At 56.3% G+C, this 23,411-nt stretch carries 23 protein-coding genes and 1 pseudogene; 12 read left to right on the forward strand and 12 right to left on the reverse strand.

What is annotated here, in order from left to right; translation table 11 throughout:
• The first annotated feature begins 25 nt into the window (after window positions 1-25).
• From AC1Q6I_RS28230 to AC1Q6I_RS28250, 5 genes are all read left to right on the forward strand, one after another.
• On the forward strand, window positions 26-232 hold the full coding sequence (locus AC1Q6I_RS28230; RefSeq protein ID WP_256581293.1) for a helix-turn-helix domain-containing protein: 207 nt from the start codon (window positions 26-28) through the stop codon (window positions 230-232).
• Window positions 233-337: 105 nt separating this feature from the next.
• Complete coding sequence (locus AC1Q6I_RS28235; protein WP_102624942.1) at window positions 338-1,294, forward strand: TIGR03756 family integrating conjugative element protein; 957 nt, start codon at window positions 338-340, stop codon at window positions 1,292-1,294.
• Entirely contained in the window at window positions 1,291-2,673 is a 1,383-nt protein-coding gene (locus AC1Q6I_RS28240; RefSeq protein ID WP_102624943.1) for an integrating conjugative element protein, read from the forward strand. Before AC1Q6I_RS28235 ends, AC1Q6I_RS28240 begins: the two co-directional genes overlap by 4 nt.
• Before the next feature lie 3 nt (window positions 2,674-2,676).
• Window positions 2,677-2,985: a hypothetical protein gene (locus AC1Q6I_RS28245; RefSeq protein ID WP_102624944.1), complete on the forward strand. Its 309-nt coding sequence runs from the start codon at window positions 2,677-2,679 to the stop codon at window positions 2,983-2,985.
• 10 nt (window positions 2,986-2,995) lie between these two features.
• Window positions 2,996-4,534: a conjugal transfer protein TraG N-terminal domain-containing protein gene (locus tag AC1Q6I_RS28250; RefSeq protein ID WP_102624945.1), complete on the forward strand. Its 1,539-nt coding sequence runs from the start codon at window positions 2,996-2,998 to the stop codon at window positions 4,532-4,534.
• Here AC1Q6I_RS28250 and AC1Q6I_RS28255 read toward each other — a convergent pair.
• Window positions 4,527-4,934, reverse strand: a complete 408-nt coding sequence (locus AC1Q6I_RS28255; RefSeq protein ID WP_102624946.1) for a DUF3742 family protein — start codon at window positions 4,932-4,934, stop codon at window positions 4,527-4,529. The two genes, AC1Q6I_RS28250 and AC1Q6I_RS28255, sit on opposite strands and share 8 nt — an antisense overlap.
• A gap of 156 nt (window positions 4,935-5,090) precedes the next feature.
• Here AC1Q6I_RS28255 and AC1Q6I_RS28260 point away from each other — a divergent pair, with 156 nt between their 5' ends.
• A complete protein-coding gene (locus AC1Q6I_RS28260) occupies window positions 5,091-5,753 on the forward strand; it encodes a DUF3085 domain-containing protein (RefSeq protein WP_371858351.1) in 663 nt (220 codons plus the stop codon).
• 368 nt (window positions 5,754-6,121) lie between these two features.
• On the opposite strand, the gene AC1Q6I_RS28265 is transcribed toward AC1Q6I_RS28260, so the two are convergent.
• The 3 genes from AC1Q6I_RS28265 to AC1Q6I_RS28275 are packed head-to-tail and all read right to left on the reverse strand — an operon-like array spanning window position 6,122 to window position 9,127.
• Window positions 6,122-7,153, reverse strand: coding sequence for an isopenicillin N synthase family dioxygenase (locus tag AC1Q6I_RS28265; RefSeq protein WP_102624947.1), 1,032 nt, complete (start codon window positions 7,151-7,153; stop codon window positions 6,122-6,124).
• Between the two features lie 40 nt (window positions 7,154-7,193).
• Window positions 7,194-8,249 (reverse strand): putative urea ABC transporter substrate-binding protein, encoded by a 1,056-nt coding sequence (locus tag AC1Q6I_RS28270; RefSeq protein WP_102624969.1) that lies wholly within the window; start codon window positions 8,247-8,249, stop codon window positions 7,194-7,196.
• A gap of 8 nt (window positions 8,250-8,257) precedes the next feature.
• Window positions 8,258-9,127 (reverse strand): sugar phosphate isomerase/epimerase family protein, encoded by an 870-nt coding sequence (locus tag AC1Q6I_RS28275; RefSeq protein WP_102624948.1) that lies wholly within the window; start codon window positions 9,125-9,127, stop codon window positions 8,258-8,260.
• A gap of 211 nt (window positions 9,128-9,338) precedes the next feature.
• Here AC1Q6I_RS28275 and AC1Q6I_RS28280 point away from each other — a divergent pair, with 211 nt between their 5' ends.
• The 3 genes from AC1Q6I_RS28280 (at window position 9,339) to AC1Q6I_RS28290 (ending at window position 11,587) form a co-directional block, all read left to right on the forward strand.
• Window positions 9,339-9,710: a helix-turn-helix domain-containing protein gene (locus AC1Q6I_RS28280; RefSeq protein ID WP_102624949.1), complete on the forward strand. Its 372-nt coding sequence runs from the start codon at window positions 9,339-9,341 to the stop codon at window positions 9,708-9,710.
• A gap of 457 nt (window positions 9,711-10,167) precedes the next feature.
• Window positions 10,168-10,497: a hypothetical protein gene (locus AC1Q6I_RS28285; RefSeq protein WP_102624950.1), complete on the forward strand. Its 330-nt coding sequence runs from the start codon at window positions 10,168-10,170 to the stop codon at window positions 10,495-10,497.
• 130 nt (window positions 10,498-10,627) lie between these two features.
• Complete coding sequence (locus AC1Q6I_RS28290; RefSeq protein WP_102624951.1) at window positions 10,628-11,587, forward strand: ArdC family protein; 960 nt, start codon at window positions 10,628-10,630, stop codon at window positions 11,585-11,587.
• A gap of 130 nt (window positions 11,588-11,717) precedes the next feature.
• Here the strand turns inward: AC1Q6I_RS28290 and AC1Q6I_RS28295 are convergent, their stop codons facing one another.
• The gene (locus tag AC1Q6I_RS28295) at window positions 11,718-11,915 is read right to left on the reverse strand and encodes a DUF7740 domain-containing protein (RefSeq protein WP_007901093.1); all 198 of its coding nucleotides are present in this window, start codon (window positions 11,913-11,915) and stop codon (window positions 11,718-11,720) included.
• Window positions 11,916-12,236: 321 nt separating this feature from the next.
• Window positions 12,237-13,247 carry an alcohol dehydrogenase AdhP gene (adhP, locus tag AC1Q6I_RS28300; RefSeq protein ID WP_102624952.1) on the reverse strand — a complete coding sequence of 337 codons (1,011 nt, stop codon included), beginning with the start codon at window positions 13,245-13,247 and terminating at the stop codon, window positions 12,237-12,239.
• A gap of 489 nt (window positions 13,248-13,736) precedes the next feature.
• Between adhP and AC1Q6I_RS28305 the strand changes: the two genes are divergently transcribed.
• Both AC1Q6I_RS28305 and AC1Q6I_RS28310 read left to right on the forward strand, forming a co-directional pair.
• On the forward strand, window positions 13,737-15,128 hold the full coding sequence (locus AC1Q6I_RS28305; RefSeq protein ID WP_102624953.1) for an NAD-dependent succinate-semialdehyde dehydrogenase: 1,392 nt from the start codon (window positions 13,737-13,739) through the stop codon (window positions 15,126-15,128).
• Between the two features lie 50 nt (window positions 15,129-15,178).
• Complete coding sequence (locus AC1Q6I_RS28310; RefSeq protein WP_102624954.1) at window positions 15,179-15,634, forward strand: VOC family protein; 456 nt, start codon at window positions 15,179-15,181, stop codon at window positions 15,632-15,634.
• A gap of 153 nt (window positions 15,635-15,787) precedes the next feature.
• Here AC1Q6I_RS28310 and AC1Q6I_RS28315 read toward each other — a convergent pair.
• Window positions 15,788-15,957, reverse strand: a pseudogene (locus AC1Q6I_RS28315) (DUF7740 domain-containing protein); the annotation flags it as partial.
• Window positions 15,958-16,180: 223 nt separating this feature from the next.
• Between AC1Q6I_RS28315 and mobH the strand changes: the two are divergent.
• Window positions 16,181-17,905, forward strand: coding sequence for a MobH family relaxase (mobH, locus tag AC1Q6I_RS28320; protein ID WP_102624955.1), 1,725 nt, complete (start codon window positions 16,181-16,183; stop codon window positions 17,903-17,905).
• Window positions 17,906-17,956: 51 nt separating this feature from the next.
• On the opposite strand, the gene AC1Q6I_RS28325 is transcribed toward mobH, so the two are convergent.
• From AC1Q6I_RS28325 to qatA, 5 genes are all read right to left on the reverse strand, one after another.
• The gene (locus AC1Q6I_RS28325; RefSeq protein WP_046481738.1) at window positions 17,957-18,214 is read right to left on the reverse strand and encodes a hypothetical protein; all 258 of its coding nucleotides are present in this window, start codon (window positions 18,212-18,214) and stop codon (window positions 17,957-17,959) included.
• A gap of 91 nt (window positions 18,215-18,305) precedes the next feature.
• Window positions 18,306-19,079, reverse strand: a complete 774-nt coding sequence (gene qatD / locus AC1Q6I_RS28330; RefSeq protein ID WP_102624956.1) for a Qat anti-phage system TatD family nuclease QatD — start codon at window positions 19,077-19,079, stop codon at window positions 18,306-18,308.
• Entirely contained in the window at window positions 19,079-20,446 is a 1,368-nt protein-coding gene (gene qatC / locus AC1Q6I_RS28335) for a Qat anti-phage system QueC-like protein QatC (protein WP_102624957.1), read from the reverse strand. Before qatC ends, qatD begins: the two co-directional genes overlap by 1 nt.
• A complete protein-coding gene (gene qatB, locus AC1Q6I_RS28340) occupies window positions 20,443-21,306 on the reverse strand; it encodes a Qat anti-phage system associated protein QatB (protein ID WP_102624958.1) in 864 nt (287 codons plus the stop codon). The genes qatC and qatB overlap by 4 nt, the downstream gene beginning before the upstream one ends.
• Window positions 21,306-23,270: a Qat anti-phage system ATPase QatA gene (qatA, locus tag AC1Q6I_RS28345; protein WP_102624959.1), complete on the reverse strand. Its 1,965-nt coding sequence runs from the start codon at window positions 23,268-23,270 to the stop codon at window positions 21,306-21,308. The genes qatB and qatA overlap by 1 nt, the downstream gene beginning before the upstream one ends.
• Window positions 23,271-23,411: the final 141 nt, after the last annotated feature.

Consider the following 23,411-nt stretch of genomic DNA (forward strand, 5'->3'; position numbering starts at 1 on the left):
GCAGGTTTCTTTTTGGTTGGCATACATGCACCTCTTACTCATGTTATGCCCGAACACAAAATTTCTGACACCCCCGGCCGAGGTGGATCGCACCTACGTCAGTCAAATCGAACGATGCACGGGCAATCCGTCGCTGTTGGTCCTGTGCAAGCTCGCAAATACTCTCGAAATCACCACAGATCAGCTACTTGCAGAACCCGGTACCCTGCGCAGCGCCCTTCACGTCAAATAATAGTCTCACAACTCACAAATCCGATAGATCCGCCTTCATAATTTCCACTGACAGTCTTCAATCCGTAACCGAACCTGCCCAGGCCATACACCGAGAGCCTGGATCATGCCTATTGCCTGCTCGTCAATCCCGCCCACAAAGCTACGGCCTTTGGCGCTATGCATCCTGCTAGCGTGCGGCCCAAGCATGGCGCTGGATACCGGCAGCATCACCGCCTCTGTGCTTTCGCCAAATTGCCTCGCATACAAGGTCGTCGGCATTTGTTTCTGGCTGCTCTGCACGCCCTTCGGCTGCACAGTCAAAACCTCAACCAAGGTTCGTCATTTCATTCCTGAGCTCGTGGTCTCGAGCTACGCTACCACCGGTGGCAATCCCTGGACCGAGATGGCTGCCATCTCCGCTCCCATCAGCGGCGCGGAGGGTGGCGGGAACCTGATCACGCCGAACACCCGCCGCGAAAACCTGCCCCGCTTCAAGAACGTCGACGGGATCGGCCACCCCGGTGGCTGGGCCGCCACGCAACTGGCTTCGCAGTCCGGCTACGCCTGTGCCAGCGGTGCAACGGCGTTCATGCCCTACTACCTAAGTACCCTGGACTCACTGGCCTGGCGCCAGGGCATCCCGGAAAGTTTCTATCCCGAATCCCTCATGCCAGGCGTTCGCGAAATCGGTCGGCAGGCTTCGGGAAACATGTGGGGCAACGTCTATCCCCGGCAGGGCTTTCTGGTGCAGCTCGACGACTTCAAGGCGGCCGCCGTCATGGCGCAACGGGCCGGCGATGTGATGACCCGCAACTGGCAGCCGCATGTGTATGTACCGCTCACTCCCATACCACGCGACGGCTACTGGCCGCCTGGCCCGATCGTTGAAAACGACGCTTCGACCCACAAATGGCAATTGCTCTACCCCCAGGTTCAGCCCACGTGCGCCATCTTCCCCAGCGATCCAGTACAGAGCGCGGATGGCGGCTACGCATGGTCGTTGTGGCGTCCCTACAGCTGCTGCAAGCGCGAGGGGCAGACCTTTCTGTTCAGCATCGACTTCGAAGGCGGTGCGTCATGAGTCGGCTTCGCGCGCGCCCCTGGTTGGGCACGATGAGTCTGGTGTTCTACGGACTGCTCGCCGTGGCCGCTCATGCCCATGCCGCCGAGGGCGATTACCGCTTGGGCACCCAAGGCGAAGTGCTCGACGACCGAGTGATGTACACCATCGGTGGCGGCTCGGCAGTCGGCTCACCGAGTTCGCTCTACCGACCCAGTGGTCTCGGTGTCGGCGGCTCCTGGCGAGCGAACATGATGTGCGGAAACATGAGCCTCACCAACACCCTGCAAAACCAGCTGAACGGCGTCACTGAAGGTTTCCAGCAGATCATGGGCAGCATCGTACAGAACGCGACCCAAGCGGTGATGTCGCTGCCGGCGTTGATCATCCAGCGCGCCAACCCCGGTCTCTATGAGTTGTTAAGCAACGGGGTGATGCAGGGCCGTATCGACTTTGATCGTTCCAAACTCACCTGCCAAGCCATGGCCGAAAAAATGGCGGACAAGGTCGGTCAAGCCGGCTGGGGTGCGCTGGCCAAGAACCAGGAGATGCAGGGCAACCTCGAACAAACGGGTGGTGATGCGGTGGCCGCGGTGAAAAACACCGAGGCCCATAACGGCAACAATGGGGTGTCTTGGGTCGGCGGGCATAAGGCTGGAGGTAGCGGACAGACGCCCATCCGTGTGACCTCCGACGTAGTGCGAGCAGGCTACAACCTGCTGCATAACCGGTCGGTGGATGACAGTGCCTCGATCAGTAGCAGTGATTGCCTGGGCGGGGCTATTTGCCAGACCTGGGCTTCGCCCCAGGAGGAATCCGAATGGGCCGTCCGCGTGTTGGGCGAGACCGAAGTTGCGACTTGCGACACCTGCGAAACCCTGCGTGCGACCGCTGGCAGCGGATTGACGCCGCTGATCCAAGAGGCCTACAGCGAACGCCTCAAGGCCTTGCAAGGGTTGCTGTCTGGCTCCCTACCACCTACATCTGACAATCTGGCTAAAGCCTCCAGCCCGATGCTGCCGGTGACCCGGGCCGTGATCGAAGCCTTGCGCGACGATCCCGACCAGGATCTGCTGGCGCGACGCCTATCCAGCGAGACGGCCCTGTCCAGCGTTCTCGACAAGGCACTCCTGCTACTGCGCACGATGCTGGCAGGCAGTCACGAACCGAACATCGCCTCCGCCGAGCCGGCCCAGACCGCCTTGACGAAAAATATCGACGCCCTGGAGCGCGAAATCCGCCTGCTACAAACCGAGCTGCAGGTCCGGCAGATGCTGGCCACCAACACCGCCAGCCTGGTGCTCGATCGGCATGCCGGTGGTGCCGATGCTTCGCGTACCGTCGAGCAAGGTGACCCTGAGCCGGGTCGACTCAATGATGCTGACGCCCGGCGCAAGTGAGCCATGAAACGCTCACTGCTATTCACTTTGCTTTCGAGCCTGGGGATTGCCGCGGTGATCGTCCTGACCGCCGCACTGGTCGCCTGGATCGGCCGCACTGCGCTGGGTAGTTTCGAGGCCTGGCAGCAGGCATTCGAATCCGCACGACCTTGTCTGCAGTGGTGGCGGGTCCTGCTCTACAGCGCCCTCTTTGCGCTCTGGTGGGACCTACTTCGGCGCTACCGACATCGACCACAGGATCGACTGCGCGTGAAACGCATCGGGACATTAGGGCTCGTGCTCTTTACCTGCGTCGAGCTCACCCGACTGTGAGGTCACCACCATGCTCATGAGCACCAACAGCTATCTAGAGTTTTACCTCTCCCTGCTGGCCTGGATCATCAACAACGGCCTCTGGAGCGTCCTGTCCGACACTGGGCTGTTCGCCGCGCCCTTCGGCGCGATCATCTTGCAAGAGTGGTTGTCGGCCCGTCAGCAAGGTGCGGATGAGGGCAACAAGGGACTGCTCTCGGTGCCGCGGATCGAGAACCGGTTGTGGCTGGCCTACATCGTCGTGTTGTTCGGTTGCGCGCCGGTCTTTCCGTTGAGCCTCTCGTCAATGACGTTCGATGATGCGGCGAGCCAGCGCTGCGGCGTCAGTGTGGCCAAACCGACGGAAACCGCCTGGGGTGCCACTTTCAATACCATCGGCGAACGCTCTGCCAACGTACCGATCTGGTGGTTTCTGGTGCATGCCGTGAGCAAAGGTGTGACCGCCGCCGCCACCGCCTCCATCCCTTGCACACCGGATATCCGGCAAATGCGCATGGAGATCGACAGTTCGCGCATCGACAGCCAGGTCCTGCTGCAGGAAGTCGCCGACTTCACCCGCGACTGCTATGGCTATTCCCGTTCTCGGTTGTTTACCAATCGCCCGCAACTGGACAAGGCACAAAGTCACGACGCGTCCTGGATCGGCTCAAGCTATCTTCTCGACACGCCTGGCTACTACGATACGGATCGCTCACGCACACCGCGAGTCAGCTGGCCGTATGACGACAACCGCGATGTTTCCTTGCCGCGACTGGAGAATGGCGCGGGCTACCCCACCTGCAAGCAGTGGTGGAGCGACAGCGGTGTCGGCTTGCGCGAGCGCTTGATCGAGCAGGTCGATCCTTCGCTGCTGACTCAGCTGAAAGGTTGGTTGACTGGTCATTCGAGCAACGAGATCGAGGATGCCACCCTGCGCGAACTGGTCAGTCCGCGCCAGCAATCGATGTCCATGTCGCCCGGACAGGTGTACCAGGATTATGGCTCCAGCGCGCGCGGCGGTTCGATCAATCAGGGGCTCAATAACCTGGCCACCAATACCGGATTGGCACTGGGTTCCTTCAGTAATTTCCCCGCAATGAATGCGCCACGCGCCGCCTTGCCGATGGTGCAGGCTTTCCTGATCATGGGCATCATCATCAGCTTGCCGCTGATCTTGCTGGTCAGTACCTATCAGTTGAAGACCGTCATGACGGTGACGTTCGCGCTGTTCACCTTACACATGCTGAGCTTCTGGTGGGAGTTAGCACGCTGGGTCGACTCCAGCATGCTCGATACCTTGTACAACCAAGTGTCGGTGTCCAATCAAGTGCTGTTGTCGCTGCCCACATCCGGGTTTATGGATGGGACTGTCACCGCGCAGGTGATCGAGTATGTGATGGGGGCGATGTTCTTGGTGCTGCCTGGACTGTTTTTGGTCGCCATGAGCTGGGCTGGCTACTCAATCGGCAACAGCCTTGAGGGGATGCTAGGTGGTGCAAGCAAAGCCGCGCATGGTGCAGCGGGCAAAGGAACGGATCAGTTGATGGGTGCTACGAAGAAACTTATCTGACGTCATCAGATGATTTGAAATAACCTATGTAATGGCCACTGTCATCGTAGTTGCCAAGATAGGAGTTAGCCCCAAGGTAGTCAGGACCTGGATTCTCCTCTTCAAAATCCGTGTCGATGACAGCCTTGGACTGCAGAAGGGCAATCACAGCGATCACCACCACAACAGAAGCGACCAGCCAGAAACCGATGAAGAGCAGCCCTCCGACCAACGCCAACTTGGCAGTCAGAAAACTCCCGCGAACAAGTAATTTGCCTGCGGGCATTCCTACCGTCACCGCACGCTCAGCCACGCGGGACTCAAACGTTTTCAACTTACGGTAACCACGCTTCACCGACATACCACAGGCGTACGCCCAGCGGTGGGCACGTGAACTCTGAACAGGTTGCTGAGTCGGCATGGTCTCGCCCTCTTCTGAGCGTTTTCATGGTTAAGACAAGAGTAATAGCCTACTACTGAAAACGGCCCGTGCCTGACCGCTTATCAGTTTTCCCAGCCGAAAAATCTTCACTGGAAGTCAGAAGACAGTCCCAGTGAAACAGCGTCTTTACAGAGATTGACCCATATCAGTCATCCGGCTAAATACAAGGTACGGATCGCTGTTATCGACAGCACTTTCCCAGGTAGCCAGAACCTTCAAGGCTATGTCACTTCGGTGATGGCTCTCCCCAAGTGCGATGAGCGTTCGGTGGCTCGCACGATGACCGTTGCTACGGTGATGAACGCCTACTGCTCTTCTGAGCGCCTTTCGAGCACTGCTCGCCAGGCAAACCTTCTTGTTTTCTTCAACCCACCGCGGGGAAATCTTTCCCGCACGGGGACAGATTTCTTCGCACTGTCACCGGAGATATCAATCATGCTGCAATTTGCAGGCGTTGAACTACGGGCCGTCTTGTCCGAAGCCCTAGCAAACGATTGTCGAATCATTCTGGTCAAGGATCATGGGGTGTACCTCATGTCCGAGGTCGGTGAGACAAATACCGACGGCGGTCGCAAGGTCCTTGTTTATGCGATTGGCTGCAACCCGGACCTCGATGAGTTCGAGCAATGGTGGAACGTCGCTATCAGCGAATTAGGAGGAGACGACTTTAGCGAGTACTTGGACGTCAATGATGGACTGCTTACCGAGCTATTGGAGACAGGTGATGACTTGATTATTCGCGCGACCGACACGCACCTTTACCTGGAAGTATTGAAACCAAAAACGGGCATGCGATAAGGACCAGCAATCTTGCCACGACATACTGAATGCCTGATCAAGGCAGTTACCTGTGTCATATCCTGATCGATATCCTGACGGGAAATCCGTTCATAGCCCCTCCAACGAGGGGCTTTTTCTTTCAGATATAAGCAGCATTTTCGCATTCAGGTTGACCAGCACATATCGGCAGTGTCAGTTCTACAGTGGAGAAACAGTAGGAAGGAACCCACAATGTGTCCATTTCACAAACCGAAAAATCACCGCATCTTCTGCCTGACCGCCTACCAGATGTACATGCACTGATCTGGACGTGCATGCACATCGAGCCCTACGCCGCCAAGACATGCTGCATCTTTGTCTAAGACTCAGAAATTTGTGCCCAGGCGTTACCGATGCACAGCGTCCGCTTCGCGACCCAGAGAGTAATAGGGTAATGCGCCCTCAGGTAGAGTCACCTCTCCCTTTTTTACCCGGTCGAGCATATAGCGGAAGCTCTGCATGGTTTGCGCCCGCAGGTGCTCTCCCGATACCAGTGGCTTGGGGTCACCATCTTTTTTGAACTGCTCAAGTGGGGCGACCTCTGTGTCGTAGTCAACGGTAAAAAACAGCGGAAACGCATAGCGCTCTTCCTTGACCTTTTTCACCCGATGGCTAGTTGCTACGTAGTAACCATTGGTCCAAAGCTCGAGCAGGTCACCGATATTCAGTACCAGCGCTTGTGGATTGTACAAGACCGGAATCCACTCACCGGCGGTATTGAAGACCTCCAGTCCCGGTGCGGTCGGCTTGAGCAGGGTGAAACACTCGTAATCGGTGTGCTCGCCTATACCCGGCCGATCAACGACGGCTTCGTTGAGAGGATAATGCAACAGCCGTAGTTGCGACGGGGGAATGGTCACATAGCGCAAGAACAGCTCAGGGTCTTGACCAAGCCCGACGGCGAAGGCCCGGAAGATGGCTTTGCCCAGTTCAAACACTGCGTTGTAGTAGGCCATCACCGCATCCCTGAAACCCTCTAACTGCGGCCATTGATTCGGACCAATGAGCGGGGTTCCGGACAACACTGCAGGGTGATCGGCAGGCAGGTCGATGGAGAGATCGAATGCCTCCTTGGTATCTGGCAGGCCGGAGGCCATGATTTCTTCACCAAAGGGTACATAGCCCCGATGATTACTGGAGTTGCCAATGTACACCGCCATCTTCTGTGCCTCAGGAAGTGCAAAAAATCGCTTGGTCACCTCCAATAGATCGCCTTGCTGCTCCTCCAGTCCATGACCGATCAATTGCGCAAAACCGACATGATGTGCTGCGTCTGCGAGCTGCTGCACTGTTTGTTGGTAGGCTGGGTCTTGAGCCCCTGCGATCAAAGGCCCTACATCAATGGTAGGGATTTCAGAAAAAGACTTCTGGCTATTCATACGGCGTGTCCTTCATTCGTAGTCAAAACACGATGCCTTCTCAAAGTTCTTTGGCAATTGCCATGCGCAAGTAACGGTCATCGAAGCGCAGTTTTACGTTATTGCGATCCCCCCAGACCTTGCCGCCTGGATAGGTGATTCCGATCGCTTGCGCCGACGTCGCTCCATTACCGAGCAGGTTCTTTTCGAAGGAGAAATTAGCGATGCTGGCCATGGAGTCGTGTAATTGCTCACTATTGAACAGACGTACGACATCTTCGGGGGAGTAATACAGGTAGGTGTCCTTCAACTGCTGCTCATAGCCCGCCAGGTTGGTGCCAGCGGCCAGGCCCATAGATTCACGCGCCTTGCGCCCTTGTTCGTCGTCACGCTGCATGATCGCCAGGGTCTCGAACCAGGCACCCGTCAGTGCCTTGCCAAGTTCCGGGTGTTTTTCCAGGGTTTTGGTGTTGACGACGACGCTGTCGGTTAATTCGCCAGGCATTTTCTTTGAGTCGAACACATTAACGGCGTCGTTGCGCCCAAGAATAGCGCTGGCCATCGGATTCCAGGTCACCATGGCGCCCACCGAAGGCTGCGGATAGATAGCCACCATATCGGCGTCCGAGGTATTTACTAAGGTAACGTCTCGCTCGCTCATGCCAACACTTTCCAGAGCCCGAGCAAGGAAGTAGTGGGAGATAGAGAATTCGATCAGATTGACCTGCTTGCCACGCAGATCCTCGATACCCTTGCCATCCTTGAGGATGATCACATCGTTGCCGTTGGAGTAGTCACTAATGATCAGCGAAGTGGAATCCACACCGCCGGCAGCCGGGATGGTTAGTGCGTCCATGGTCGCCATCATGCAGACATCGAAGCCACCGGTGCTGTACTGGTTTATTGCTTCAATATAGTCGTTGACCTGTGTCACCTCGATCTCAATACCATACTTCTTGGCCCATTTATCGATGATGCCAGCGCTTCGGGCATAGTCCCAAGGCATATAGGCTGGATAAAGACTCCAGGCCAGGCGGAACTTCTCGGCGGCTTGAGCGCCACTGCCCAGCAGAGCCAGTAGAGTGATGAAGGTAAAACGACGCAGTGCGCTATACATATCCACGGTTAAATCTCGATAGATGAGGCATTGAGGGGGAAGTCGCTCCAGCATTGGAAGTGCGCTCGTTCGGTATCACCAACCCAGCGATTAATCTGCCAAAGATCGGCAACCGGCTGATCTGTGAACGGCAATGTGTGCAGGTATCCGTCCGGACCGAATTCTGGCGTCATACTGCTGACCACATAGTCACGACGGCGTTGGGAGCACCACACCGCCTCCCAGAAGCGCTGATGGAAAGCCAAACAATCTGCGTATTCCGGTGCTGCCGGATGTGGTACTTGCGGGCCTTGTGGATAGCCGACCCGACCATGCAGGTGATGAACGTGATCGGCGACTACCAGCAACAACTCCCAGTCGTCTTCCAGCAAACGTTCGGCGACCACCACCCAATGACTTATATCGGCGGTTAGACGCAGTTCCGGCAAACGGCGAATCAATGCCTCGGTAACCCATGGGTTGAACATCGACCGACTACGATGGGTCTCGAAGCTCAAGGTGACACTGTGTCGGGCGCCGATCTCCAGCGCTGCGGCGAAGAAGTCATACTGAACCTCCAGCGGCCACGCGTCACAGCCGGCCATGACGTTGCACAAGCGTGGTCGCAGCGGCAACGCATTGATGACCTTGCGTTCCAGGTCGGTCAGGTGTTCGGCTGGGGTGGCTTTACGATCTGGGACGTAGCTGCCACCGGTGCATATCTCTGCGATGTAGTCGAGTCGGTGTTCTTCCAATGAGGCGGCCAAGTCGCTACGAGCCATGAGATCATTAGGCGCTGGTCCCTCGATCCCATCGAAACCAGCCTCCACAGCATCGTATGCGGCTTGTCCCGGTGAGCCTGAGAATCCCCATAGGGGTTTGAATAACTTAAACTGCATGCCACTCTCCCCGCCCAGAAGGGGCGAACGAGGAGGCTATAGCAACCGGTGTGCCAGTATCTGGCGGCACCCTTTAACATGCTATTTTGCATGCATTTTTGCATATAGATTCGTGCAGCATGACTCCGATCAAAGACTAATAACGCCCCAGGAAAGTGCAATACATGCAACATTGCCCAATTTTAAATCAAGCGTATGGGACTGCCGGATAATGACACGCAACAGCGAGCGTAATCACCAAACCGTCGCTCAGGCATTGATCGCGATGGATGAAAGCTGGATCGCACTGTTCCGCGATGTAGGCCTCAGTGACCTGAGCTACAGCGATCTGTTCACTCATATGTGGCTGAGCCGTGATCAGGTCTTGCACAAGACCGATCTATACACATTCATGCCCAGTATCAGCAGGCGTACGGCGGTCAAGTATGTACAGCAACTGATTGACCAAGGACTGCTGCAGGAGACTGGCGCAGAGGAAGACAAACGGGTACGACGGGTAACCTTAACGGCGCCGTTGATAGAACGCTTGGAGCGATTCTATGACGAGACCATTAAGCACTTTTCCACCCTTGCCAAGAGCTAGTTAGGTATAGAACGCCCCCCTGCGCCCGGTCTGCATCAGCGCAATTGGCTGCGTCAGGTCAACGCAAGCATGCACTGACCGCCGATCAGTTAATTGGGCCAAAAACAGCGCTCTGGAAGTCAGCAGACAAGACCATTGGAATGGTATCGCCGATGTGATTGACCCGCGCAAACTGCTCGGTTAAATACAAGGTACGGATCGCTGTTATCGACAGCACTTTCCCAGGTAGCCAGAACCTTCAAGGCTACGTCACTTCGATGATGGTTCTCCCCAAGTGCGATTAGCGTTCGGTGGCTCGCACGGTGACCGTTGCTACGGTGATGAACGCCTACTGCTCTTCTGAGCGCCTTTCGAGCTCTGCTCGTTAGGTAAGCCCTCTTGATTTTCTTCAACCCACTGCGGGCAAATCTTTCCCCGCACGGGACAGGTTTCTTCGCGTTTTCAACGGAGACATACCATGCCCGACTCACTTACACCGGAAACACTGAACACCCTTCGGTTGCCCATCGTGTTCACTCCTGGCGCGTGGCAACGCGCAGTACTGCTCGAGCGCTCCGATCACTCTGAGAAGCTGAAGGTCAATCGGCTGAGCAACGTATTGCGCGCAGCCTTCGAAGCCCACCTAGCCTATCCACACGACCCCTATGTGCTGTTCGATGTAGTCCACATTGAACCAACAGATCACTTAGACCACGACCCGTTGCTGCAATTGAGTCTGAGCCTACTCCAAGAACCTGGTCAGCCTGGCGCCTTGCTGATAGCGCTTGCAGGAGAACACCAGCGCTAAGCGCAATTAGCGGCGCCACCTCCACATTCGGACGGCATGCAAGACCTGCATCAATCCAGTACATCACCCAACCGGGGAACCCTCCCCGACGGGCACGGCGTTCCTCCGTTTTTCCCTCGAGGAAATTGCCATGCGCGATATCTACCAAGACGTAACTGACAAGATCGTTACCGCGTTAGACCAAGGCGTTGCTCCCTGGATCAAACCCTGGTCCTCAAGTGGCTCAGTTGACATCGGTCATCAACCCTACCCCATCAACGCCATCACGCGACGTCCGTATTCGGGCATCAATTTACCGCTGCTCTGGGCCGAGGCCAGGTTGCAGGGGTTCACTCAAGATCGTTGGCTGACTTTCAATCAAGCCAAAAAAGCTGGCGGGCACATCCGTAAGGGTGAGCACAGCACCCTGGCGGTGCTCTACAAGCCGATGGAGCGCGAGGAACAGACCGAGTCAGGCCAACCCGTACTCGATGAAAACGGTCAGCCCAAGGTCACTCACTTCGGCATTCTCAGGACACATTCTCTGTTCAGCATAGAGCAAACGGAGGGGCTCGAAATGCTCAATGAAACCCTGCTCGAGACGGAACAAAGTGATCCCTTCCAGCCCAACAGCGCCGCGGAAAATCTGCTGTTAAGTTCAGGTGCACGCATCGTTCATCGGCCTGCCGACGAAGCCTTTTACCACCCGATCAGGGATCTCATCCAACTGCCGACAAAAGCACAATTTCACGATGAAGGCGGGTACTACGCCACGGCACTTCATGAGCTGACGCACTGGACCGGGCATCACTCTCGGTTGCAGCGCGAAGGCATGACGTCAGCCTGTCCGTTCGGCTCGCCAGGCTACGCGTTTGAGGAGTTGATCGCCGAGATGGGCGCTGCTTTTTTATGTGCCTACGCCGGTATACAGGGGGAGCTGCGACACGAGGGCTACATCGACTCCTGGCTCGGCCTGCTCAAGGCTGACAAACGCGCGATCTTTCGCGCCAGTGGTCAGGCCCGAAGCGCCTCGGAGTATGTACTCAACCTGGAGCAACAACTGAAGCAGATGGTAATGGATGACTCACGATGCATGAACGATGGAGTTTGATCGTTACCCCACCGCTGCAATCGCATCACAGGGCCCAACGCGAGTTGGACCCTTTTTTCTGCGCCCAGAAAACCCCATGCCGCGGGGCTCTGATGCAAAGAGTCAGGGATGGGCACACACCCGCAACCTGTCATTCCGCATCCAGGTTCTGCGCCAGAAAATCCACCAGCTCGAGCGGACTTCGGCTATCGATTACCTTGTAGATCAGATCACGCTTACTGCGCGGCAACTTCTTGACCACGCTCTTCGCCGAGGCCCGGACGGCTTCGTCGGTCCCATGGATACGTGCCGCGAGCAGCAGCACGAGCGTGGCGTCAGTAAGGTTCATGGCAAGACCCAGAAATTTGCCCTTCAGTGTACCGACAATTGTGCGCGCCGGAATCCCCGCAACAACCTTTGCCTGGTAGACTAAGGTCTCTTGCCTTCACCTCAATCAACCAGTCGGGGCGGTGACCATTTCTTGGAGTTGCCGGGTGGTTCCCACAAGATGCCGCATATGCCAGCGCATGCTTTGAATATGTGCAGATCAGGCACCTTATCCTTGCCAAGCGCAGCGAGCGAAATTGTGTGAAAGTTGAAAATCATGTAGCAATCAAAGATACGTGAACCAATGGAATTGGCAGCCGGTTTTGCGACTGCCAATGGCCCCTTAATTACTTAAATCAATCACCATACGACCTTTGATTTTACCCTGCTGCATTTCGTCGAAAATCTCATTGATATCCTCGATAGGGCGCAATGTCACTTTAGGCACCACCTTGCCTTGCGCGGCAAACTCGAAGGCTTCAGCGAGGTCTTGTCGCGTGCCGACCAGTGAACCAACCACCTCGATCCCGTCAAGCACCAACCGCGGAATATCGAGGCTCATGGCTTCAGGCGGAAGCCCGACTGCGACCAGGCGTCCACCGGCACGCAGGGCATCCACCGCAGAGTTGAACGCGACCTTGGCCACGGCTGTCACGACAGCGGCGTGGGCGCCGCCGACCTTCTCCTGAATAACTTTTGCGGCATCCTCGTTACGTGAGTTGATGACCAGATCGGCGCCCATTTCCCTGGCGAATTGCAGTTGATCGTCGTTGATGTCCACGGCAATCACTCTGGCGTTGAACACGTTTTTTGCATACTGCAACGCCAGATTCCCCAGGCCGCCCAGCCCGTAGATGGCGATCCATTGCCCGGGGCGAATATTGGAAACCTTCACGGCTTTATACGTCGTTACTCCAGCACAGGTCACGCTGCTCGCCGCAGCAGAATCAAGCCCATCAGGCACTTTTACGGAGTAATCGGCGACGACAATGCACTCTTCGGCCATGGCGCCATCCACGGTATACCCGGAGTTTTTTACCGCGCGGCAGAGTGTCTCGTTGCCGCTGTTGCAGTATTCACAATGCCCGCACCCTTGGAAGAACCACGCGACGCTGGCCCGATCGCCGGGTTTCAGCGAGGTGACACCTGGCCCTACCTCCTGCACGATACCGATGCCTTCATGACCCAGGATCACCCCGGTTTTGTCACCGAAATCGCCATTCTTGACGTGCAGGTCAGTGTGGCAGACGCCGCAGCACTGCATTTTGAGAAGCGCCTCACCATGCTTCAGAGGCCGTAATGTTTTTTCGGTCACATTCACGCGATGCCCTTGGGCAACAACTGCAGCTTTCATACTTATCTCCTTGTATTCGTGAGTGAGCTTGCGTTACAGCAGCTCCAACAAGTGCTAGAACAGTACAGCACCACCCTTCAAGCGGTCCGAGGTCTGGCGCAATGCCCGCAACCCGGCCCCAGGGTCGGGGAGTCAATGGATGCTATTGCTGCGCCATCGGGTCGCCGACGCTACCGATCTTATGGCACAAGTCGCGGAAAAGGGGGATGCCTACTAGTCAGGCAACCCGCGCAAGGGCGCCTCTTCTTCGCCTTTCTATGACAAAGATCAACTGGCGAGGCTGATCGGCAGAGCATCGTGGCCTCTTTCAGTGCCCGTCGCTGCAGCCCTTGAAGCCAAGTGATTTCCCAGGCATGTCGCGCTTACAGGCATGTGCGACCTTTCGTTCCATGCTTGAAACCCGTTACCGGTGTACCTTCGTCAGTCCCGGCACATGCACTCAGCGGCGGGTTGGCCCATTAGTCGAAACGGTTATGGAGTAGCGTTTACATGGCATACGCAACGATCAATCCCTATACGGGCGAGACACTGCAAACCTTTCCCGATGCCACCGATGCAGAGGTGACCGAGGCCATCGGCAAGGCCCATGAGGCGTTTCTGGTCTGGAAGGACACGCCTTTCGCCGAGCGTGCACGCATCCTGCAGAATGCGGCCGATCTTCTGCGCAAGGACAGCGACGCCTTTGCCAAGGTGCTGACGCTGGAGATGGGCAAGCTGTTTGCCGAGGCGAAAGCCGAGGTCGAGTTGTCGGCAAAAATCTTCGAATACTACGTGCGCAATGCCGAAACCTTGCTCAAGCCGGAGAAACTCCCGGTTCTCGATCCTGCCGAGGGCGAGGCGGTGGTCGTGTGTGAACCCCTCGGCGTGCTGTTGGCCATCGAGCCGTGGAATTTCCCTTATTACCAGATCGCTCGCATTCTGGCGCCGCAGCTATCCGCCGGTAATACCGTGCTGCTCAAGCACGCGGCGAATGTGCCGCAGAGCGCGGCGCGCTTTCAACAGTTGATGAAGGATGCCGGTCTGCCAGACGGTGCCTTCCGTAACCTGTACGCCACGCGCTCGCAGATCGAGCTGATCATCAACGATACCCGCGTGCAGGGCGTTGCCTTGACCGGCTCGGAAGGCGCCGGTGCGGTGGTGGCGTCACAAGCAGGCAAAGCCCTGAAAAAATCCACTCTGGAACTCGGCGGCGCCGACGCCTTCGTCGTGCTGGCTGACGCGGATCTGGTGAAAACAGCCAAATGGGGGGTATTCGGTCGCCATTGGAATGCCGGGCAGGTCTGCGTGTCCTCCAAGCGCATGATCGTGGTCGATGCGGTCTATGACGACTTCCTCGCGCTCTATCGCAAGGGCGTCGCGGAACTGGTGGCCGGCGATCCCTTCGATGCGAAGACGACCCTGGCGCCGCTCTCCTCGCAAAACGCCGCCAATGAGGTCAAGCAAAAGATCCTCGACGCCGTGAAGCTCGGCGCCAAGGCCGAAGAGGTCGGGCCGCCCGTGCCGGTCGAAGGGGCATTCGTGCAGCCGACGATCCTGACCGATGTCGCTGAGGACAACCCCGCTCGCTACTGGGAGTTTTTTGGCCCGGTTTCCCTGGTGTTCCGCGCCAAGGATGAAGACGATGCGGTGCGCATTGCCAACGACTCGCCCTTCGGCCTCGGCGGTTCGGTGTTCACCTCGGATACGGCGCATGGCGCAGAAGTCGCGAAGAAAATCTCCACGGGTATGGTGTTCGTCAACCACCCGACCAAGGTCGAAGCCGATCTGCCTTTCGGTGGCGTGCGCCGCTCGGGGTATGGCCGCGAGCTGATCGGGCTGGGGCTCAAGGAGTTCGTCAACCACAAGCTGATTGTCGTGGTCGATATCGACGCACCGTTCTGAGTTTCAATGCAGCCCTTTGTCCCTGGAAACCGAAATCGAGGAGACCTGACATGGTGAACGTCATCGGGATCGATCACTTGGCCATTCGTGTCAGTGATCTGGAACGCTCCAGGGCGTTCTACGATCAGGTACTCGGTTTCCTGGGATTCACCATCGAGTGGGAGTTCGACCGGGTTATTGGCTGGACCAACGGCGAAACCATGTTCTGGATCACCGAAGCCGATGCCCAGGGTCGCAAACATAAGCACCGGACCGGCGATGTGGGCTATCACCACTATGCGTTCGAGCTGGCCGCGCGTGAGGACGTCGACGCGCTCTACGCGTTCCTGCTGGATCAGGGGATTACGATTGTCGACGCACCCGCTGATTATCCGGACTATGGCGAGGGCTACTATGCGGTCTATTTCCTCGACCCCGATGGTCTGAAGCTTGAGGTGATGTTTTTCCTGGAAAAACAAAAGCGGCGCATGCTCGGAAAGTCGCGAAGAAGTGACCGTCAGAAATGAATATCTTTATTCACGTACGCTGTTGAAGACATCGATAAAACGCCCTCCCCCACAGTTCGTATTTCAAATTTACCAGGAAGAAAAAAGCCAGATTTGCCCCACTCGACATAAGTTTGTTTGACTACCGACAAGGACAGCTCTACTGCTGCGCCAGAATTCCACCAGATCGAGCGGCTTCGGCTGTCGATCACCTTGTAGATCAGATCGCGTTTACTGCGCGGCAACTTCTTGACCACGCTCTTCGCCGAGGCCCGGACGGCTTCGTCGGTCCCATGGATACGTGCCGCGAGCAGCAGCACGAGCGTGGCGTCAGTGAGGTTCATGGTTAGACCCTAGAAAACTCACACCGAATCGTACCGACTCTTCCCTTTTCCGTACCACCCCTCCAACAAAACGATGTCGAGCCGTATCCATATTCCGATTGCCGCGCAAAGGGACACGCGCCAAAAGGACGGTAAAGGTTGGAAAGGAATGGGGGGGCAAGGGTAAGAGCCCTATCCGAAAAGGCTAAAAGGCCACTGACCCAGCCACTTCCTGGAGGTCACGATGCTCAGCCTGTTTCGCCGCAAAGGGCAGAAGCCCCCTCCGCCACCGACCGTGAGCGTCGCCGAAGGTTACCTGCCCATCGAGTCGGCTCACAGCTTGTTAGCCGCGGAGCACCGCCGTCAGCTGCTCGATCGCATCTGGCAGTACACCGCCCTCTCCCACGCGCAGTTCAGCCAGCTCTATTTAAATCCGATCCATCGCTACGCCGAACAGGTCCAACAACTCCCGGCCAGCGAGACGCACCATCATGCGTATCTCGGCGGCATGCTCGACCATGGCCTGGAGCTGGTCGCTTGCAGTTTGAAACTGCGTCAGTCGTATCTGCTTCCCAGCGGCGCCGCGCCCGAAGACCAGGTCGCCCAAACTGACGCCTGGTCGGCGGGCATCGCCTATGGCGCCCTGCTGCATGACATCGGCAAGATCGCCGTGGACCTGCTGGTTGAACGCCAAGATGGCCGTCTTTGGCATCCTTGGCAGGGTCCCCTGGATGAGCCCTACCGTTTTCGTTACCTCAAGGGTCGTGACTACCACCTGCACGGGGCTGCCGCAGGTTTGCTCTACACCCAGATTCTCGACCGCCCGATCCTGGACTGGCTCAGTGGATTTCCGTCGCTCTGGGCCAGCCTGCTGTATGTCCTAGCGGGACAATACGACCGTTCCGGCGTGCTCGGTGAGTTGGTGATGCAGGCCGACCGCGTCTCCACCGCGCAGAACATCGGCGGTAATCCTAGCAAGGCGCTGCAAGCGCCGATTCATTCGCTGCAACACCACTTGATCAGCGGATTGCGTCATCTGGTTCAACATGAGCTGAAACTCAACCAGCCAGGTGCCGCGGGTTGGCTGACCCAGGACGCCCTGTGGCTGGTCAGCAAGACGGTCACGGACAAGCTGCGAGCCTATCTGCTGTCGCAATCGATTGAGGGCATTCCCTCCTCCAACATTGCCGTGTTCGACGAACTGCAATCCCATGGGTTGGTTGAGTCCACCCCAGAAGGCAAAGCTATCTGGACTGCGCTCGTGGCACAGGGAAACTGGCAGCAGACCTTCACCTTTCTGCGCCTTCAACCGGCACTGATTTGGGGGAGCGCAGACCGCCCCGAGGCTTTCAGCGGAACGGTGAGCGTGGCAGCCGATGACCATCCGAGTGACGCTCAGGCATCCCCAGCAACGCCTGAGACTGTCAGTACAGGATCGCATCAAAAGCCTTCGGTGGAAGATCCTATGGCGATGGAGGATTCCGACTACCTCGGAACATTGCTGGATATGTTCGAAATGGGAGAACCCGAGGTATGTGATCCGCCACCAGAAAATGCTCTCGAAGTCTCAAGCCGCCCTTCGGACAACCCTGGCCAGGCATTCCTGAATTGGGTCAAGGCAGGCATCCAGAGCCACAAGCTGATCATCAACGACAGCAAGGCTAAAATCCACACGGTGAGCGGTACTGTGTTTCTCGTGACGCCAGGCCTCTTCCAACGTTATGTCCAGGAGTTTCCTGGCATAGCCAAAGGGGTCGATCAAGAGATTGAAGAATGGCGTTGGGCGCAGAAGCAGTTTGAGAAACGGAAGGTCCACAGAAAGCGTGGTGACGGATTGAATATCTGGACGTGTAAAGTGCAAGGTCCCAGGAAGAAAACAACCTTGAAGGGTTACTTGATTGCGGAACCAATGTCACTTTTAGAATTGATACCGCCAGATAACCCATTTCTCGCACTTGATGATGGATGAATATGTATTTATCGCGAGGCTTAGAAAGAAAGACACAGCCCCCTGTCGCAGTCACAACTTTGCTGCTATAGCCTTCAACCTTTTACTTTCGCGTGCGATCTTAATCTGTGCCTTCCCTTCTTTGCTTACTCGAATCGAGGTGGCGTACTGAATGATGGCGTCATAAGCCTCCTTGCTCGTCGCCTCATACCAGCCGGCTTTATAGATCAGCAACCCCTCAGCAACCATTTCGTTTAGTCTAGGGTAGTTCGCTACTCGGTCCTTGATCAGCGTTTTCATATCTGCAACGTCTTTTTCTGTGAGTGGCATTGCCGCAATCCTCATCTTTTAAACAATTGATAGTAAGAGAGATTGGTCGCGAAAACAGATCCAGCCCCATCAGTGCATCGTAGATTCCTCTCTATCCCCTGTGTTCTAACAAGGTGCGTAGGTTATCCCGTACGGTCGCTGCGATCATGACAGGTGCAACGTTATGCAGGCGCGCGAGCTTTTCAACAACCACCTCAACATCTGCTGGCTTAGAAGACCTCGAACCGGTCTTGGTAAAAGGTCCATCTGTTTCCGTTAACAATCTGTTTATCGGGATCGTGGAGACCACGGTCACGTGTCTCGGGTTTTCCAGCATCGCGGCGTTTATCGAGAAATAGCATCCCAGTTCGAGCGCGCGTGCAGCCTCCGATTTCGTGCCCGTAAACCAGTGGAGTACCACTTTTCCTCGTAGTGGTGGCAAATAGGACTCGATGTGATCGAGTACGATCTTAGCCGATCGGACGCTGTGGACCGTGATGATCTTGCCCCCTGCTTCCGCGCAGCGCTGCAGAACATGCTGAAAGACTTGCTTCTGCAGATCAAATGACTTGTAGAAGCGCGGCCCCGCATCTAGGCCTACCTCCCCAACATAACGCGTCTCTGGCAGATATCGATCCCACAGATTGAGCTCGCCAAATCTTTCCTCAACCAACTGCGGATGAAGTCCCAGCGCGGCGCGCACGTAACGCGTGCGCTGGGCGAGCTCATGATTCCGTGGCCACGCTCGCGGAGTCGTCGTCACGGCCAACGTGAACACTCCCGCATTCTCCGCCTCTTGAACCGCGCCAGGATGATCCGGGTACAGATCCAAATGACAGTGAAAATCGACAAGGCCAGCTGTAGCTTTTCTATCCGATCCCGACATCAGCGTGGCCTCGTCTCAACGCCATCAATCAGCCGAGCAACTTCTTCAAGGCCTCGACGGTAAACATCGGCGAGCTGATCGAGGTGCGCAACCTCGTCGACGAGCGAGCCCGGCTTATGAATTAGGAGGTTTGCGAGTTGTGGCTGCCCACGCAGACGTTCGATCGCGTACTGAAAAGACCTTACTTGCTTGCCCGTAGACTCACGGGTGTCCAGGATATCGGCGCGAAGATCGGGCACCGTATAGGTCGTATTGTCCACTCCCACTCCCCATGCGCCATCCAATGCGGCACGTCGAATCAAACAGGGCAAACAGTACCCGCAATGCTCAATACCTAAACCCTGCCAGCGTCCTTTTGTCGGCGATGAGCACGACAGCGAATCCGGTGCGAGTTGGGTCAGCAATGGCTGATTACGGCAATTTGATGCCATTTCCCCTTTGGTTTTGTCCCAGCAAGGGTTACCGATACGTCCGTTGATATCCAGCTCAACAAGCAGCTCGTTCCAACGCGCCATATAGTAGGGATGAGTGGTGCGTGTGCTGTTCGAACCTAGGCGCAATGGGTCAAGAGGAACGTTCAACGCAATCAGCCCGTTCTCAGGCACCTGCAGTACGAAGGTCTTATCCAGACCGGTTCCAGCAAACACACCCAGTGCGAAGAACAGAAATGAACGGCCCCGCGTGCTGTTCTCAGATCCGACATTCTCAACCAACCCATCGTCGAATGTCATGCCCACGCGCAAACGCTCAAATGACGACTTGTTGTAGTGTTTCTTTAATACACCGAAAAGCTTACTTTGAGCATCGCTGGTTGCGCTTTCACCAAAGTGACTGACCAGGAGTGGTGTCGCTCCGGCCTCCAAAAGATCAATTGCGCCAATCAAACTATCCAGGCCACCTGAGAACAAACTCACGGAGTCGAACGGTGGTGCGATCAAGGTAGGAGGTGCTTCTTGCGCGATGAGAGCGAACTTGGGCGGCCGCGCCCGAAATCCGATTGTCCAGCGGTCGCCGGTCAAGAAATTCAATATTTTCGTCAGAGTTAGAACTGCGCCAGTCCAGCGCTCTGGTTCGCTAACTGGAATGACCAGGCGGATTTCCCGCGTCCACGAGTCCTGCGACTGTTCAACACGAGATATACGGGTGTCGGCCGCATGGACGTGCGCTGCGAGCACCAGCAGATCAATGCCAATCTCCGATGGGAAAATGCCCAGTTTCTTCAAACTCGTCAGGGCACTTCCAATGCCGTGATCAAGCAACTTATCCCCCACAACCATCTGCAGCAAGGTCCGCTGTTCGTCCGCGCCCATAGGAATGTCGGTATCGTCGTCAAGTCCGAGACGACCAGCAATGAGTTGTCGTTTCATTGGTCCGCCTCTGCATCACCGAGCGATTGTAGGATAGCGAACGCGGACTCGTACACAGTGTCCACGAATGACTGGATGCGCTCCGGGGTCAAATGTGGAGAATCGCTACGCGCCCTCGTGAGCGCATCGCTAACACCCCCTCGAATGAAATCGCGTAGTTGGGCTTCCACGCGGTGTGCCGCCTGCGCGCTTGTTGGCATCGTCACCGCCTTCGTGCCGATGTCGTTGCAGATTCTCGCTTCAATGGCGTGTGTTGCATACAGCTCGAACACTGTTTGCATTTGGTCAGGAGTGAAGGTTGAAAGGTCCGTTAGCCCCTCGGTGGTTAATTCAATGATTGTTTCGATGTACGCCTCACGCGCGATACCTTCGTCGACGGTACCGGCCCCAGGACAAATGTAGTCGGCCAAACCGACGAAGATCTCTGCTATAGGACGTCCTGCGAGTGACTCAAGATCCAACGAGCGTAGAGCTTCACGCACACCACGGGTTTGCGCATCTGCCAAAAAACCCAGCAATCTAGCTCCGGCGCCGCGTGAAGCCCCCATGCGCTGTGCCGCTTGCCGTGCGCCTCCCGAGGATGTGGAAACGTAGCGCGAGACAGCGCGTCCGAGGCTAGCGCGGTCAGTACCACCCGACCCGGCAAAACGGGTAAAGCTATTTCGTGCTCCAGAAAAACGTTGAGGATCCGCCGAAGCTGGAATAGCCGGCCGATTGGGTGCTACTGGAGGCGATACACCATCAGCCGGTGCAACGCCGTTGGCTTCCCCCCCTTCACCTGTGGCAGGCGACTCTCCCAACCATGAAGGCACCAGCGGCGTACCGCCGCCCGGACCACCGTATGCCGTCGACGTCCCCATTACCGAACTCCTTTCGTGTCTTTCAGTGCCAACTCGGCAGTCTGTTTCAGCAACGGATTGTCAGTCAGTTTGCTCCATTGTGTGAGCAGCGCTTTCAAGCGCGCTACGCACTCCGTGTCCTTAATGACGCCTTGCCAGCCGCGAACGGCCCATGGCCCACACTTACTGCTCGGTAGAGCCTCTAGGAAGTCCAGTAGTTTATTTTGAAGTCCAGGCTGCGCCTTGGCCAGTACGACGAGGCCATCTACACCCGCCGGCATGGTCTCAAAGGCACCAGCGCCCATGATTCGGGTACGCACTGCCTCGAAAACTTTGTCGGCTTCGGGCTGTACAAGAAGCTTCAGCTCGGCTTCATAGCCCTGCACCATCATTTTTCCACCGAACAATTTTTCCACCACGCTCGCCAAGTGTCCCAACACCGACACCGGACCGAAGTAGTCCTTTTTGTCCTTCGTCACGAAAAGATAGGGACGAAGATCAATCCCAGACAGCAGGGGCTTGACCTGCGCCCAGTCGCGTACCATTCCCGAAGAGCTCCACTCGGCAAATACGGCGCTCTCGGGAACGGGCAATACGGTTTCCATTGCTTTGGAGTCTTTACCTTTGTGAGTCCCAAGCGGTTTGCTGTTAACCTTCGCACCGGAATCATCGACAGCAAGGCTCTTCTCAAGTGTCTCAAGATCCTCGCAGCGCCCCTGAGGGTGGATAGCCGCTACAAATGCGATCTGCTCAAACAGTCGCGGAATGAAGCGCTCAGCGAGCATCAGTTTGGCCAACACAGGCAAGGTGATGTCGTCGCCGAATCCGCGCGCAGTGGCCATGCGCTCTCGCAACAACAGCGTGTTGAGAAAGCGTTTAATCTGGCGCGGATTGCCTTTGGCGCCACTTGCCAGGATGGGACCGAGCTGGTCGCTAAGCACGAGGGCGTTGTTGGCTTTCTCTGCCTGCTTTCCTAGCGTCGATTTGATCGTCGCGGCATCAAGGCCAGCGTTCTCCCATGGTCGTTTTAAGCATTCGCGCGCAACAGCAATAAGCTTCGCGTAACCCGCATCCTCTTCACCGACCTCAGCCCCCGTCAACAACAGCGTCACGTATATCCGCGTTTCTGTTTCACCTAAAGCCGGGATACGAAATGGCACCTGAATGAGTTTTTCTAGATAATTTCGAGCGTAGTCACGCGGTCCCGTCGTTTCTGGCAAGTCTGGAAAATGCTTACGCACCGCATACTCGATCATCGCCTCATCAGCGGCGACAACGAAGGCGGTGCGCGCGGTGAAGACGAACAGACGAATTGCTTCGAGTGTTTCGATAGCAGTATCTGGTAAACAGCGGTCAAGATCATCAATCAAGACGATGAGCTGATTGATTCCGGCTTCCTTCAAGAGCTTGTCAAAGGCCTTCCTAAAAGCTTCGACCTCCTCCGGAACGTTTTTTGTTTCAGCCGGCTTTAACATTGACTTCACGCCGTCGATTGCAGACGAGAGATTTTCTTTCGTCGCCAATTTGGCAGGATCGGCAAACATTCCTTCGAGCGTCCCCACGATGGCATTGATCTGGTCCGGCGTTGGGATGCCGGTAAATGCAGTGAGAGCCAGGCCTCCTGCACGCTTGGCAACCTTTAACCAATCAATTCGATTGAAGACATCCTTAACAGCCCCTCCAGCCTTCGTCAGAGCAGGACGTTTTTCAACCAGACCAGTAACTATTCCCTCGATCAGTGCGATCTTGGCATCCTCAAAGCCCTGGAAGCGCCAGCCGTTGAACTTGAGACAAAGCACATCGTCCTGTCCCAAAAAACCTGTCTCGATCATTTCCAAAACACTGGACTTTCCGGCGCCCCAATCTCCATGAACCCCAATCGTAACCGGGTGATCTGGCTTTTCACGCAACAACTCGATAATGGTTGTTGCGATCGCCTCATTGTTGAGCAAGTCAACTTTTGTTTCGTTGTCAGTCAGAATCACTCGCCTAGCTCTCCCAAGGTATTCCATTCAGAAATGCTGGCAGAAGGAAGCGGATACTGGTCAAAATCTCATCGCGCGATCCTTGCTGTCTAAGCACCAGGGTAATCTCCATTTGCGCCCTGCGCTCTATGACGCTCAAGA

The organism is Pseudomonas sp. MPR-R2A5 (assembly GCF_058793055.1).